Origin of the sequence: Dokdonella sp. (genome assembly GCF_041395345.1) — a bacterium.
GTDB lineage: Bacteria > Pseudomonadota > Gammaproteobacteria > Xanthomonadales > Rhodanobacteraceae > Dokdonella.
In genome coordinates this window covers 55,334-69,436 of record NZ_JAWLAR010000007.1, presented here as the reverse complement: position 1 = coordinate 69,436, position 14,103 = coordinate 55,334, and the positions used below count along the sequence as shown (strand labels likewise).

The 14,103-nt window shown below is 60.7% G+C and carries 13 protein-coding genes; 2 read left to right on the top strand and 11 right to left on the bottom strand.

All coding sequences use genetic code 11. The features are described 5' to 3' along the window. Nucleotides 1–75: 75 nt before the first annotated feature. From R3F00_RS07905 to R3F00_RS07860, 10 genes are all read right to left on the bottom strand, one after another. Nucleotides 76–573, bottom strand: a complete 498-nt coding sequence (locus R3F00_RS07905; protein ID WP_371281234.1) for a DUF3293 domain-containing protein — start codon at nucleotides 571–573, stop codon at nucleotides 76–78. Next, on the bottom strand, nucleotides 566–1,975 hold the full coding sequence (locus R3F00_RS07900; RefSeq protein WP_371281233.1) for an FAD-dependent oxidoreductase: 1,410 nt from the start codon (nucleotides 1,973–1,975) through the stop codon (nucleotides 566–568). Before R3F00_RS07900 ends, R3F00_RS07905 begins: the two co-directional genes overlap by 8 nt. Before the next feature lies 1 nt (nucleotide 1,976). Continuing rightward, the gene (gene kynU, locus R3F00_RS07895) at nucleotides 1,977–3,266 is read right to left on the bottom strand and encodes a kynureninase (protein WP_371281232.1); all 1,290 of its coding nucleotides are present in this window, start codon (nucleotides 3,264–3,266) and stop codon (nucleotides 1,977–1,979) included. After that, a complete protein-coding gene (locus R3F00_RS07890) occupies nucleotides 3,266–3,775 on the bottom strand; it encodes a hypothetical protein (RefSeq protein ID WP_371281231.1) in 510 nt (169 codons plus the stop codon). The genes kynU and R3F00_RS07890 overlap by 1 nt, the downstream gene beginning before the upstream one ends. Nucleotides 3,776–3,779: 4 nt before the next feature. Continuing rightward, nucleotides 3,780–4,802, bottom strand: coding sequence for an amidohydrolase family protein (locus tag R3F00_RS07885; protein WP_371281230.1), 1,023 nt, complete (start codon nucleotides 4,800–4,802; stop codon nucleotides 3,780–3,782). A gap of 83 nt (nucleotides 4,803–4,885) precedes the next feature. Then, nucleotides 4,886–5,413: a 3-hydroxyanthranilate 3,4-dioxygenase gene (locus R3F00_RS07880; protein ID WP_371281229.1), complete on the bottom strand. Its 528-nt coding sequence runs from the start codon at nucleotides 5,411–5,413 to the stop codon at nucleotides 4,886–4,888. 100 nt (nucleotides 5,414–5,513) lie between these two features. Continuing rightward, a complete protein-coding gene (locus R3F00_RS07875) occupies nucleotides 5,514–5,939 on the bottom strand; it encodes a RidA family protein (protein ID WP_371281228.1) in 426 nt (141 codons plus the stop codon). Further along, nucleotides 5,936–7,342 carry a hypothetical protein gene (locus R3F00_RS07870; RefSeq protein WP_371281227.1) on the bottom strand — a complete coding sequence of 469 codons (1,407 nt, stop codon included), beginning with the start codon at nucleotides 7,340–7,342 and terminating at the stop codon, nucleotides 5,936–5,938. Before R3F00_RS07870 ends, R3F00_RS07875 begins: the two co-directional genes overlap by 4 nt. A 51-nt stretch (nucleotides 7,343–7,393) precedes the next feature. Beyond that, complete coding sequence (locus tag R3F00_RS07865) at nucleotides 7,394–8,851, bottom strand: aldehyde dehydrogenase (RefSeq protein WP_371281226.1); 1,458 nt, start codon at nucleotides 8,849–8,851, stop codon at nucleotides 7,394–7,396. An 88-nt stretch (nucleotides 8,852–8,939) separates the two neighbouring features. Beyond that, nucleotides 8,940–11,117 (bottom strand): M3 family metallopeptidase, encoded by a 2,178-nt coding sequence (locus tag R3F00_RS07860; protein ID WP_371281225.1) that lies wholly within the window; start codon nucleotides 11,115–11,117, stop codon nucleotides 8,940–8,942. A gap of 283 nt (nucleotides 11,118–11,400) precedes the next feature. On the opposite strand from R3F00_RS07860, the gene R3F00_RS07855 reads away from it, so the two are divergent. After that, a complete protein-coding gene (locus R3F00_RS07855; RefSeq protein WP_371281224.1) occupies nucleotides 11,401–12,114 on the top strand; it encodes a pseudouridine synthase in 714 nt (237 codons plus the stop codon). Here R3F00_RS07855 and R3F00_RS07850 read toward each other — a convergent pair whose 3' ends face one another. Further along, nucleotides 12,115–13,359, bottom strand: coding sequence for a TIGR03862 family flavoprotein (locus R3F00_RS07850; protein ID WP_371281223.1), 1,245 nt, complete (start codon nucleotides 13,357–13,359; stop codon nucleotides 12,115–12,117). A gap of 114 nt (nucleotides 13,360–13,473) precedes the next feature. Between R3F00_RS07850 and R3F00_RS07845 the strand changes: the two genes are divergently transcribed. Beyond that, nucleotides 13,474–14,085, top strand: a complete 612-nt coding sequence (locus R3F00_RS07845; RefSeq protein WP_371281222.1) for a rhomboid family intramembrane serine protease — start codon at nucleotides 13,474–13,476, stop codon at nucleotides 14,083–14,085. The last annotated feature ends 18 nt before the right edge of the window (nucleotides 14,086–14,103 follow it).

The window sequence follows — 14,103 nt, the reverse complement described above, 5'->3', positions numbered from 1 at the left end:
GCGGGTCACCAGTGTAGTGCCTGTCAGAGAGAGATGTCTGGACATGCAAGGACAGGCATGTGGACTTCGTTCAGGCTAGCGCTGCTCCGGCGCCCATTCGAATCTCAAGGAATCGGCCATGTCCCGACGCCAGCACGGACGATAGATGCGCAGACGCGTTGGCTGGCCTGGGCGCAGACTCACGATTGCGTTCTGGTCGAAGCGACGCGCGACCTCGTCGACGAAGTCGACATCGATTGCGGACAGAAGCAGCAGAGGTTCACGCCAGGCTTCTCCGGGTACGTGGCCTACTCCGGGCAGGCACTGGCAACCTGCCGAGTTCACTTGCTGCAACAGACGTTGCATGAGGAGACGATTTTCGGCGTTTGACAAGCGTTTCGAGCGCGGATTGCATGCTGTTATCAGGAATGCGTCCGATGTCCGCCCGATGACTTCGATCACGCTATCGGGCACGCGCTGACCACAGCGTAGCGTGGCCCTTGCGCCTCCCGGCAATCGAACATCGTAGTGGGTATCGAGGTACGGCCCGAGCAGAGCCTGAACGCCAGGTCCGGATCGCGGTCGCTCAGGCATCCGTGGGCAGGAAATCGAGTTTGTTCCGGATCTGCATGTCGATGGCGGGCAGGTCGAGCTGGTCGATACTGGATACTCCATCGATCCACTCGCGCAGCCAGCTGGATTGCAGTGCGCCGCGTTCGAAAGCCGTGAGATATGGAATTCGCGAGAATGTCACCATCCAGTAGCGCGGTACCCAGCGACCGGGATGACGGTCCGCAAGCAGCCGATCAAGCTCGCGCATGAGCAGGTAGTCGGCATCGTCCACGCGATCGCGCATCTCGACGTAGTTTTCGAGGGCCATGGCCGCAATGGCGTCCGCATTCGGCTTGCGCCGGCGCTCGAATTCCGCGAATACCGCCGCGCAGTCGTTCGGTCTGGATTCGAGAAGGTCTGCCAGTTCGACGGCGTCCTCGAATCCGGAGTTCATGCCCTGGCCGTGGAATGGCACGATGGCATGCGATGCGTCCCCGACCAGCAGCGCGCGTCCTTCGTAGTGCCAGCGATCGAGGTAAAGGGTGCCCAGGAGTCCGGTCGGATTACCGACGAAATCCTTTTCGAGCTCCGGGATAAGCGGCACCGTGTCGGCAAAATCGCGCTGGAAGAACTCGCGCGCCTGTTTCGCGCTGACGACAGTCTGCAGGCTTGGCTCGCCCTCATTCGGCAGAAACAGGGTTACCGTGAAACTGCCTTCGGCATTCGGCAGGGCGATGCACATGTAATTGCCGCGTGGCCAAATGTGCAGGGCGTGTGGTTCGATGGCATAGCGCTCGCCTCGGGCGAGTGCATCTGCAAGTTCTGCGGGAAGCTGCTCTCTCGGGAAATCGGCAAGCGCGGGAATTTCCAGTTCCTTGTAGCCATGTCCGAGCGGTTCAAAGCGTTCGCCGAGTTCCTGCTGCGCCGCCATGGCACCGCGCAAGGCCGAGCCGGCACCATCGGCGCCGATGACAATGCCCGCGTGATGCGAGTGTTCGGTTCCGTCGGAGTCGCGAAACTGCAAGTCCATACAGGCCCAGTCGACCGACACGAGTCCTCGATCGAAATGGACTGTTGCGCCCGCGGCCTCGGCTGCATCGAGCAATGCCATGTTGAGGGCACCGCGACTGACCGACCAGATGACCTCGGAGTCGTCGCGGCCATAGCGCTGCAGGTTGGTGCGGCCATTCAGGTCATGCACCATACGCCCCCGCATCATCACGGCAATGGAGCGCATCCGTTCCTGCATCCCGGCAACACGCAGGCCGTGCCAGCCACGCTCGGCCAGGGCAAGATTGATCGAGCGACCTCCGAGAAAGCCGAACTTGCGAGGATCCGGACGTCGCTCCAGAACGGTAATCGGGAATCCGCGCTGGGCAAGCAGGGTGGCAAGCAGGGATCCGACCAGACCGGCACCGATGATCGTGATGGCGGGCTTCTGCATCTCAATTTCGCCGTGCGTCGCGCCAGCTCGCGATCGAGCCGACCAGGCGTTGGCAGTCCATGAACCGGTTGTACAGCGGTGTCGGAGCCGCGCGGATCACGTCGGGCTCGCGCCAGTCGACGACGATTCCATACTGTTGCAGATGTTCGAACAGGGAGCGACCGGAATCGCGGGGTCCCTTCACGCGCAGCGAAAGCTGGCAACCGCGCCGATGGGAATCGGCTGGAGTGGCAATCTCGAGTACGTCGCGCAGGCGATCATTGATCAACCACTCCAGGTAGCCGGTCAGCAACTCGGACTTGCTGCGCAGGGCATCGAGGCCGGCACGCCTGAATACCTGCAGCGAAATGCGCAATGGCGCCAGTGCAAGGATGGGCGGATTCGAAAGTTGCCACCCGTCCGCGCCAGGAGTCGGCCTGAACTCCGGCCCCATCTGAAAGCGCGTCGATTTCTGGTGACCCCACCAGCCGGCAAAACGCGGCCGGTCCGTATTCGCGTGGCGTTCGTGCACGAACGCGCCGGCAACGGCGCCGGGTCCGGAGTTGAGGTATTTGTAGCTGCACCAGACGGCGAAATCGCAACCCGAGTCGTGCAGTCCCAAACGGATGTTGCCAACTGCATGGGCAAGATCAAACCCGACGATGCAGCCCTTGGCATGCGCTTGCCGCGTAATCGTGGCCAGATCGAGAGCCTGTCCGGTCAGGTACTGGACACCAGGCAGCATGACCAGAGCGACGCGGGATCCGTGTTCGTCGATGGCGCGCAGTATCGCCTGGTCAGAAATCGTTCCTCCTGGCTGGTCGGGTGCGATTTCGATCAACGCCGTTGCTGGATCAAAGCCGTGAAATCGCACCTGAGCTTCGACCGCATAGCGGTCTGATGGAAACGCGCTCTTCTCGATGAGGATGGCCGGGCGCTCGGGGGTCGGTCTGTAAAAACTGACCATGAGCAAATGCAGATTCACGCTCAACGTGTTCATGGCGACGACTTCGCCAGGTTGCGCGCCGGTCAGCAGGGCAAGGTCGTCGCGCACGAATTCGTGATAGTCCAGCCACGGCAAGCGACCGCGAAAATGGCCTTCGACGGCCAGTTCGGCCCAATAGTCGAGTTCGTCGATAACGGCTTGCCTGGCGGCACGGGGCTGCAAGCCCAGTGAGTTTCCGCAAAAGTAGCCGATCTCGTGGCCCTCATGGCTGGGGATGAAAAACTCGGAACGGAAATCCGCCAGAGGATCAGCCGCGTCGGCGGCCAGCGCCCATTCCTCGGTCGCCGAATACGCGTTTGCGTTCATCATTTCACCGAAGAGGCGACGCTGTTGCAGCCGGCATCGAAACGGGCAATCCAGTCCTGGGTTGTACCGTCCAGAATCGGGCGCTGGCAGCGTACCTGGACAGCGACGTTGCCGAGCATAGTGAAGCGGTCGCGAATCGTGTATCGGGTCTTGCCGCGGGTTACGAAATAGCGGTGGACATTTGCATTGTTGCCTTCCGGCTCCGCTTCATAACCGGTTTGCGCCTTGGACAGGGCCAGTTCGTTCTGGGTGGCCTCGGCGAAATCGTTCGGCGAGTTCAATCTGCGCGTCTTGACCGTGACACTTGCCGTATCGTCGGTGCCTTCGGTTGCGGGATCGGGCACCCAGAAAATGATGGCCTGCGGATTGCCATCGGACTTCTCCATGATCGCGCTCCAGCCGGAGGGCACGCTGAAGTTGACCCGGCCCTCGTTGAGATTGTAGTCGGTGCGCTCCTGCGCGAACGCAGTGCCGATCGATGCAAGCAGGAGCAGGGCAGAAAGTTTCATCGGATCACTCCGTATCTTCGTTGGCAAAACGTGATTGGGGAAGGTTCAGCCATTCCAGGGCGGTGCCGTGGAACAGGCGGGCCTGATCGGCGCGAGACAGATTCAGGGCGCTGATTCCGGCGCCAGGCTCCTGTTCGCCCAGCGGAAACGGGTAGTCGGTGCCAAGCATCACGGTTTCAACGCCGGCAACATCGATCAGATAACGTAGCGCGGCATCATCATGGACGCAGGAATCAAAGTACATGCGACCGAAATAGTCGCGTGGATTGCGTGAGTTGTCAGTGGCGACGAGGTCCGGGCGCATGCGGAATCCATGCTCGATGCGACCGATCGAATAGGGAAAGGATCCGCCGCCGTGAGCGAAACAGACCCGCAGCTTCGGCAGTCGCTCCAGCACGCCGCCGAAGATGAGGCAGCAGGCTGCGCGAGCCTGTTCGGCAGGCATGCCGACCAGCCAGGGCAGCCAGTATTTGGGCATGCTTTCCTTGCCCATCATGTCCCAGGGATGGACCAGAATGGCTGCGCCCAGATCCTCTGCTGCCTCGAAAAAGGGAAACAGCTCGGGCGCATCAAGGTTCCAGTCCTCGATGTGCGAGCCGACTTGCACGCCGGACAGGCCCAGCTGATCCACGCAGCGCTCCAGTTCCTGGATGGCGAGCGTGGGAGATTGCAGGGGCACCGTGCCAATGCCGGCGTAGTGCTGGGGGTAGCGCCTGCAGACCTCGGCGGTGTGATCGTTCAGAAATCGATGCAGCTCCAGCGCCTGGCTGGGCCTGGCCCAGTACGAAAACATGACCGGGACGGTCGAGACCACCTGCACGTCGACGGCAAACCTGGCGTAATCGGCAATGCGTACTTCCGGATCGAAGGCATTGGCCCAGATTTCACGAAAGAACTTGCCATCCTTGTAGATGCGGTGGCGTCCCTCGGCGTTGACCATGACCGGAAACCGGTCATCGTGGTATTTCTCCGCGAGATTTGGCCATTTTTCAGGCAGGATATGGGCGTGGGTGTCGATCTTGAGCATGGGCGCGAGTGTAACCCGAGGCGCCCCGGCTCGGGCAGTCGCAAATTGCTGATCGAGTACCGGTATTGGCCCGGAAATACGTGTCAGCGGGACTTTTCGTAACGCTCGGGCGCCGGATTCACGTGGCCACAGGAATCGCAGGTCCGTGCATCAAGGGAGCCGTAGAATCGATCAAACACCGGTGGAAAATCCGCCTCGATGTCCCTGAGAGTGAAAAACTCCTCGTACAGCTTGTGATTGCAGCGTTCGCAGTACCAGAGCAGTCCGTCCTTTTCATGGTCGAGACGCTTGCGCTCGATGACCAGTCCGATCGAGTTTGCTGAACGCTGTGGGGAATGCGGAACGCGCGGCGGCAGGTAGAACATTTCTCCAGCCTTGATCGGGATGTCGCGAGGTCTTCCGTCTTCCTGGATCTTCAGCACCATTTCGCCTTCCAGCTGATGGAAGAACTCGGGACCTTCGTCCCAGTGATAGTCGGTGCGCAGATTCGGGCCGCCAACGATCATGATGAAGAAATCGCCGGCAACGATGCACTTGTTGCCCACGGGGGGCTTGAGCAGATGGCGGTGCTCGTCGATCCATTCCTGCAGATTGAAGGCGGGGCTGATCATGATGAAGGCTTGCCGGCAGCGCACGGGGGCGGACCGTGGAATGCTAACGGATCGCGGACTCGCCGTCCCGCGCCCGCAGGAGTCGCCATTGTCCGCAGACTCAGGCCGTCTGTCCGAGTACGGCCACGCACTTGAGTTCGATCGCGATCGGCGTGGGCAGGGCGGTTATACCCAGTGTCGTGCGGCAGGGTTGCGCCTCGACAAAGTGTTCGGCGTAGATCCGGTTGTAGGCGGCGAAATCGTCCTCCATGTTGGTCAGATACACGGTAACGTCTACCAGATCTTCCCAGCGTGCACCGCAGGCTTCCAGCACGGCGCGAACATTGGCGAATACCTGTCGGCATTGTGCCTCGATGTCATAGCTGAGCAAGTTTCCGTTCGCGTCGAGAACGTTACCCGGTACCGAATCGTCATCGCGCTTGCGCGGGCCGACGCCGGACAGGAACAGCAGATTGCCTACGCGACGCGCATGTGGATACGAGCCGACGGCCTTTGGCGCTGCGTCAGCATGGACGATAGTGCTCACTTTTCCTTTCCTGCAGCCTTGACTTCGATGGTCTGACGATAGCGCACCTGATTGTCCATGTTCCTGGCAAGCATCTGGTAGCGACCGGGCCGCAGCCAGAGTTCGTAGATCGGGTAAGGATCGCTGCTCTGGCGGACCTTGTCGCCATAGCCTGCGGTGCGTCCCTTGAATTCGACAACGAGACGATCAGCCGGTATCGCCGCATCCGGCTCACCCTCGTAGCGGGCTTCGATCATGCAGGGATAAGCGTCATCGCACATTCTCGCGGAAACTGCGAACGGAACCCGCAACCCGCCCAGTGCAAGCCAGGTGGGTCGATTGCGTTGCAGCACTTCTTCGGGGAAGAAGACGCTGACATCGTAGGCCTTTTCCTTGAGCGACCATGGCTCGCCCTTGTCATTGACGAACACGATCGGCTCTGTGGGGGCCAGGGTTTCCATCACCGCGCGGTAGTAGGGATGATCGCTCGCAAGCTTGTCGTGCGGGATCAGCATGGTTTGTTCGACAGTCAGCGGATCGATGCCGGTGATGCGCTCGAAATGCTGGGCCATGGAAGAGCCGCCCAGGTACTTGCCGTGCTCCTGAATATGCGCATAGCCCGCATTGACCACGAGACGCGCATCCTTGTGATTCTTGAAGACATCGCGCTTGAGGTTGTGCGCTTGCTCGGATTCGCGCGCATCGGCCGTGGCATTCGACAATGCCTCGTAGGCGACCACACGATAGCCGAGTTTCAGCGCCTCATGAACCATTTCCGAGTAGATCGGCTCCAGGGTATAGAAGCCGGTCTCGTCGATTGCATAGCCGCGACCGGGAAGCGCCTCCATGTCCGCCTGGTTCAGCGTTTCCGAGGCGAACGTGTCGAAACCTTCCTCGCGAAGCCGCTTCAGCATCTGAACGGTCAGGGTGCGGGTCAGCGGATAGCTGTGGTTCTCGTTGAAGAAGACGGCCTTCCTGCCCTTGGCCAGCCGAGCGATCACGTCGACGGCACTCTCGGGTTTCCAGCCGGCTTCCTTCAACGGCGAAGCGGCATCGTCAGACGCCTGTTTCTGGATGATGGAAAAACTGTTGCGGGCGCCGACGTAGTCACCGACCCAGGTCTGATACCAGCTCAGATACTGATTGAAGATGACCCGGAATGCGAAGTTGTTGCTGTTCGCATACGCGTCCCGCATGAACACATATTGCGCCAGCAGGCCGTTGCGACGTTGCGCTTCGCCCATGATCTTCTCGGACTCCGCGACAGCTTCGCGTTGTTGATGCACATTGGCCGATCCCGTCGGCGCCGGGCTTTCCTCGGCGTCGGCCATGGACGCGCTCAACGCCAGCGCAAGTCCTGCAGCCAATGACAAGCGGCGTGCGCAGGCTTTCAGCCGCTTGCCGTGGTGTTTGCTGTTGTTCATTCCGCTCCTCCAATGCAATCAGCCGGCACGTATCCAGTGCGGGCAGTTGACTCAACGAGATTCGATGCAAATGTTCTTGGGCTCGGTGAAAAAGCGCAGGGCGTCGACTCCGCCCTCGCGTCCGATACCGGAATTCTTGACGCCGCCAAAAGGGGTTCTCAGATCGCGATTCATCCAGCAATTGATCCAGACGATCCCGAAGTCGAGCCGGCTGGAAAGTCGCTGGGCCCTGCCGAGGTCATTCGTCCACAGGGAAGCGGCGAGACCGTATTCGGTGTCATTGGCGATGCGGATGGCATCCTCATCGTCTTCGAAGGGCATGAGGCTGACGACCGGGCCGAATATTTCCTGCTGATTGGTTGCGCTGCCTGATTCGAGCCCCTCTATCACGGTCGGTTCGACGAACCAGCCCTCGGCGCAGCGCCCGCCAGGCCGGACCGGGTTGCCGCCGCAACTGATCTTGCCGCCTTCCTCCCTGGCCTTGCCGATCGCCTTCATCACCTTGTCGAAATGAGCGCGCGATACAAGGGCACCGAGGTCGCTTCGATCATCCTGCGGATCGCCCACCGACAATGCGCGCACCTTTTCCAGATAGCGCTCGCGAAATCTGGCGTAGATCGAACGTTGCACAAGCAAGCGCGATCCGCACAGGCAGATCTCTCCCTGATTGGCGAAGCCGGAACGCACGATGGTGGCGAGACTGGCTTCATTGAAATCGAAGTCCTCGAAGACGATGGCCGGATTCTTGCCGCCCATTTCAAGGGACAGCTTCTTGAACATGGGTGCTGCAGTCTGTGCGATGGCGGATCCGGTCATCGTGCTGCCGGTAAATGAAATGGCCTTTACCAGCGGCGATTCAACCATGGCCTGGCCGACTTCCGGACCGGTGCCATGCACGATATTGAGTACGCCTGCGGGGAATCCCGCTGCGATACTCAGTTCGCCAAGCCTTGCTGCCGTGCACGGCGTGATCTCGGATGGCTTGGCAACCACCGTGTTGCCGGCGGCAAGGGCGGGAGCGATCTTCCAGGTGAACAGATAGAGGGGAAGGTTCCAGGGCGAAATGCAGCCGACCACGCCGAGGGGTTGGCGCAAGGTGATGTTGATCGATCCGGACCTGCCGGAATGCGACTCGCTTGCCCACTGCATGATGGCCGAGGCAAAGAATCTCAGATTGGCGATCGCGCGCGGGATGTCGACGCTGCGGGCAACATGTACGGGCTTGCCGTTGTCACGTGATTCAAGCGCAGCCAGCGACTCGAGTTCGGCCTCAACCAGATCGGCCAGTCTTGCGAGCAGGTGTGCACGCTCTTCAACCGGGGTATTCGCCCAGGCGGGCGCCGCCCGGCGTGCTGCGGCGATCGCGCAATCGACGTCTTCGCGGGTCGATGCCGGACACTGGGCGAAAACCTGTCCCGTGGCCGGTTCGTGGACATCCAGTACGCCAGCTCCGGCGGCAGGCTGGAGTCTTCCATCGATCAGGTTGGCCAACGGCATGCGCTTGCTCATGGGGCGAGCTCGGTCTTCGAAGTCGGTTGTCGATGGCGATTGTACGTGCGGCTGCCGTCCTGATCGAACGGCAGCCATGTCTGCTTCGCTACTGCTTCGCTCCGGTCAGACCGCGGCGCTCAAGCAGGGGTTGCACGTCGGGTTCGCCTCCGCTGAAGTTCCTGTACAGGGTGATGGCATCTTCCGAACCGCCACGCGAGAGCAGGGTCTTGCGGAAGTGGTCACCATTCTTGCGCGTGAGACCGCCATTCTCCTTGAACCACTTCACGCTGCCGGCATCGAGCACTTCACTCCAGATATATGCGTAGTAGCCGGCCGAGTAGCCACCCATGATGTGCGAGAAATAGGTTGTCCGGTAGCGCGGTGGTACGGGTGCGTAATCGATACCGGCCTTCTTCAGCGCAGCCGCCTCGAAGGCGAGCACGCCATCGGCATCCGGGGCTTGTGCCGCGGTGATCTGATGCCAGGCCTGATCGAGCAGGGCGGCGCCAAGATATTCGGTCGTGGCAAAGCCCTGGTTGAATTTTTCCGAAGCAATGACCTTGTCGAGCAGGGACTTTGGAATCGGCTCGCCGGTCTTGTAGTGCTTGGCGTAGTTTTGCAGGACTTCCGGCCAGGCAACCCACATCTCGTTGACCTGGGACGGATACTCGACGAAATCGCGCGGCACCGTGGTGCCCGAGAAACGCGGGTACTTCACATTCGAGAACATGCCATGCAGGGCGTGGCCGAATTCATGGAATGCGGTATTGACCTCGTCATAGGTCATCAGGGTCGGTTCGCCGTCGGCAGGCTTGGGAATATTGAGATGATTGCCGACCACAGGCCTGGTGCCGTCCAGTTCCGACTGTTGCACATAGGCATTCATCCAGGCGCCGCCGCGCTTGTTGCTGCGCGCGTAGTAGTCAACGATGAACAGGGCCAGCGGATCTCCGTTCTCCTCGAACACTTCGAAGACCTTGATGTCCGGCAGGTAGACCGGCAGGTCCTTGCGCTCCTTGAAGGTCAGTCCGTAGAGCTTGTTGGCAGCGAAGAACACGCCATTCTGGAGCACGTTGTTCATCTCGAAATAGGGGCGCAACTCCTCGGCATCGAGATCGAATTTTTCCTTGCGGACCTTTTCCGTGTAGTAGGCCCAGTCGGCGGCACTCAACTGGAAATCGCCACCCTCCCTGTCGATCATCTTCTGGATGTCGGCACCTTCGGCACGCGCATTCGCGACCGCTGGCGGCGCCAGCTGCGAGAGCAGCTTGTTGACTGCCTCGACCGTACCGGCAGTCTCGTCCTCAAGCACGTAGGCGGCGTGATTGGGGTAGCCCAGCAGGGCGGCGCGCTCGGCGCGCAACTTGGCCATCGAAGCGACAATGCCGCGATTGTCCCATTCACTGCCCTTGCTGCCGCGGGTCAGTGACGCCTGCATGATCCTCTCGCGCAGGGCACGATCCTGCAGCGAAGCCAGCGGCGGCTGGCCACTGGTGTTTTTGAGCGGAATGACGTACTTGCCCTCGAGTTCGCGACTCTTGGCGGCTTCGCTGGCGGCACCAATGGCATCGTCGGTGAGGCCAGTGAGCTTGCTTCGATCATCAACGATGACCGCGGAGGCGTTGGTTTCCTTGAGCAGGTTCTGGCTGAACTCGGTCGCAAGGCTGGCCATCTCCGCGTTGATGGCCTTGAGGCGCGTCTTGTCGGATTCCGAGAGCTTGGCGCCGGCACGCACGAAATCCGTGTGATAGCGCTCGACGAGCCGCCTCGATTCGGGGTCGAGTCCGAGCGAATCGCGCTGGTTGTAGACAGACTCGACACGCGCGAATAATTTTCCGTTGAGCAGGATCAGATCGTTGTGGGCCGACAGCTTGGGTGCCATGTCTGCCTGGATGGCCTGCATCGTGTCGTTCGTATTGGTACCGGCCAGCCCGAAGAAAACGCGTGCAACGCGATTCAGCAGGGCGCCGCTGCGCTCCATGGCGACAATCGTGTTGTCAAATGTGGCTGGTTCCTCATTGTTGGCGATCGCATCGATTTCCGCGCGGTTGTCGGCCATCCCTTTCTCGAAGGCCGGTGTGTAGTCGGCATCCCTGATCTTGTCGAACTGGGGAAATTGATAGGGCAGCGGGCTGGGCGCGAAAAAAGGGTTGATTGCGTCGGATGCGGGGCTGCTGCTCTTGTCCGCTGACTGGGCGGACTTGTCGGTTTCTTCCGCCATCACGGGCGCAGTAATGCCGAGAGACAGCGCAAGGGCGGCTGCCAGGGTCAGGCAATGGGTCATCTTGAAGGTCTTCCGGAATGCAGTGGAACCTCCAGCCTAGGGCATGTGGCCCGGATTTGCGCGTGACTAAAGTCAGATACCCGGGGACTTGGCCAATCGTGCCGGGAATCCCGCGCGCGCTGCTCGGCAAGGGGACTGCGATTGCGATGCGAATTCCAGGATCCTGCTTGTCGGATAGCGGAAGCCGACAGTTCCCGGAATGGACCGCGACGTCCCGGTCATGCCAGCATCCTCGCCCCGAGGCCGATGGCCGCGGCCACGAACCTCAAGTCCGAGCAGATTCATGCGACTCAACAAGTTCATCAGCGACACCGGGTACTGCTCACGGCGTGAGGCCGATCGCCTGATCGCTTCACGCAAGGTCACTCTCAATGGCCAGCCGGCGCGCATCGGCGATGTCTATGCGGAAGGTGACGATGTGCAGGTCAATGGTCAGGCGTTGCGGATGCGTTCAAGCGTCGCAGGGACTCGAAAGCACGTCTACATCGCCCTCTACAAGCCAATTGGGGTGACCTGCACGACCGAATCGACGGTCAAGGGCAATATTGTCGATTTCGTCGATCATCAGCAACGCATTTTTCCGATCGGCCGGCTCGACAAGGATTCCGAGGGCCTGATCTTGCTGACCAGCAATGGCGATATCGTCAACGAATTGCTGCGCTCGGAAAACAATCACGAGAAGGAATACCTGGTAGGTGTGAACAAGGCGGTGACCACGGAATTTCTGAACGGCATGGCGCGCGGTGTGCGAATCCATGGCCAGATGACGAAGCCGTGCCGCACATGGAAGCTCGCCCGGTTCGGGTTTCGCATCGTCCTTACCCAGGGGCTCAATCGGCAGATTCGACTGATGGCTGCGGCGTTCGGCTACCGGGTGAAGCAGCTGCGCAGGGTGCGCATCGTCAATATCAGGCTGGGCGCCTTGAAAGTCGGCCAATGGCGAAACCTGACCGATGCCGAGTTGAAGGGCCTGCTGCCGAATCGTACCCAGTGGTGATCAGGCCCGGCACTGCGCCAGCCATTCCGCTGCGCCGGATCCGGCGATGACGCCACTGGCAAAACAGGCTGTCAGCAGGTAACCGCCGGTCGGCGCTTCCCAGTCCAGCATTTCTCCGGCGCAAAAGATGCCGGGCATGGATTTCAGCATGAGCCTGGCATCGAGTTCTTCAAGGCGGACGCCACCGGCCGTGCTGATGGCCTCTTCCATGGGGCGCGGTTTTCGCAGTCGGACCGGAAGAGCCTTGATGCCCGCGACCAGTCGCTCCACGTCGTCGAAAGCCTGGCGTTCCAGCAGTTCATGCAGCAGGGCGCTCTTTACGCCGTCGATGCCGGCGTACCGGTGCAGGTGCTTGGCCATGGAGTGTTTGCCCCGTGGGCGTGACAGGTCCCGCTGCAGCCGCTTCGCGTCGCGGTCCGGAGCGAGATCGAGATGGATCAACACGGAGCCCTGCGCGGAAATGGCGTCCCTGAGCTCCGCTGATACCGAATAGACGAGACTGCCCTCGATGCCGGTGGAGGTGAGCACGAACTCACCCTGGCGCTGTCGGGAAGTTCCATCTGCGGAATGCCAATGGATGACAACCGGCTTCACGGGCGAGCCGGCATGTCGCGCGCTCAGATGCGTGGTCCAGCCGACATCGAATCCGCAATTGGAAGCTTGCAGTGGCGCAATGTCCACACCGCGCTGATTCAGCAACTCCTGCCAGCGGCCGTCGGATCCCAGCATGGGCCAGCTGCCGCCGCCGAGGGCAAGAACCACAGCATCGCACTCGACCAGGCTTTCCTTGCCGTCGGTGCCAAAGCGCAGAGTCTGCCGATCCGCCCAACCAAGCCACTGATGATGGACATGGAAGTGCACGCCACGGGCTCGCAGACGGCGTACCCAGCCACGTAGCAACGGGGCAGCCTTGAGATCCTCCGGGAATACCCGCCCGGAGCTGCCAACGAAAGTCCTGATGCCGAGATTGCCAGCCCATTCCCGGAGCGCTTCGTTGTCGAACCTCTGCAGCCAGTCACCGATTTCCTCTGCGCGCAGACCAAAGCGGGACGCAAACGTCGGCAAGGCATCGGAATGGGTGAGGTTCAGTCCTCCCTTGCCCGCAATCAGGAACTTGCGGCCCACGGAGCCCATGCGCTCGTAGAGATCAACCGAAACGCCGGCATTTGCGGCGCACTCCGCAGCCATCAGACCGGCCGGTCCGCCGCCGATTACCACGAGTCGTTGCCTGCCGGTTGGTGTCATGCGCGAATGTTCTCATGCTTCGAATGACCGCATATGGATGCGATACTGCGCCGCCCGCATCACGGCGGGGCCAACCGATGCAGCAGGATTCCCCCGCGCAGAGCGATGCAAACCATGAATGCAACCATTGTCATCATCCTGATCACCTGCCTGATTTCGTGGCTGGCATTCAAGGACAATCGCTGGTTCACCGAGTTGATTCTGTGGCCACCAGCGATCAAGCGAGGCAGGCAATACTACCGGCTGGTGAGCTATGGCTTCATCCACGCCGACCTGTCGCACCTGCTGTTCAACATGATCACGCTGTACTTCTTTGGCAGCCTGATCGAGCAGTTCGTGTCGAATTACATCGGCGTGGCCGGGTACGTGGCCTTGTATGTTTCGGCCATCGTCGTTTCGATCCTGCCCACCTACATCAGAAACGTCGACAACCCGGAATATCGGAGTCTTGGCGCATCGGGTGCCGTTTCCGCCGTGCTGTTTGCCTTCGTGCTCCTGCAGCCCTGGAGCCTGATCTTCGTCTTCTTCGTGCCCTGTCCGGCTATCGTCTATGCCGTGCTGTACATCGCCTATTCGATCTACATGGACCGCAAGGGTAGCGACAATATCAACCACAGTGCGCATCTCTGGGGCGCAGCTTACGGCGTGCTGTTCATGCTGTGCATGGAGCCGAGACTGATCGGCGTCTTTCTGGAGCAACTGTCCAGCCCGGGTTTCCTGTCCTGACCCGAGTCGGGTGGCAGA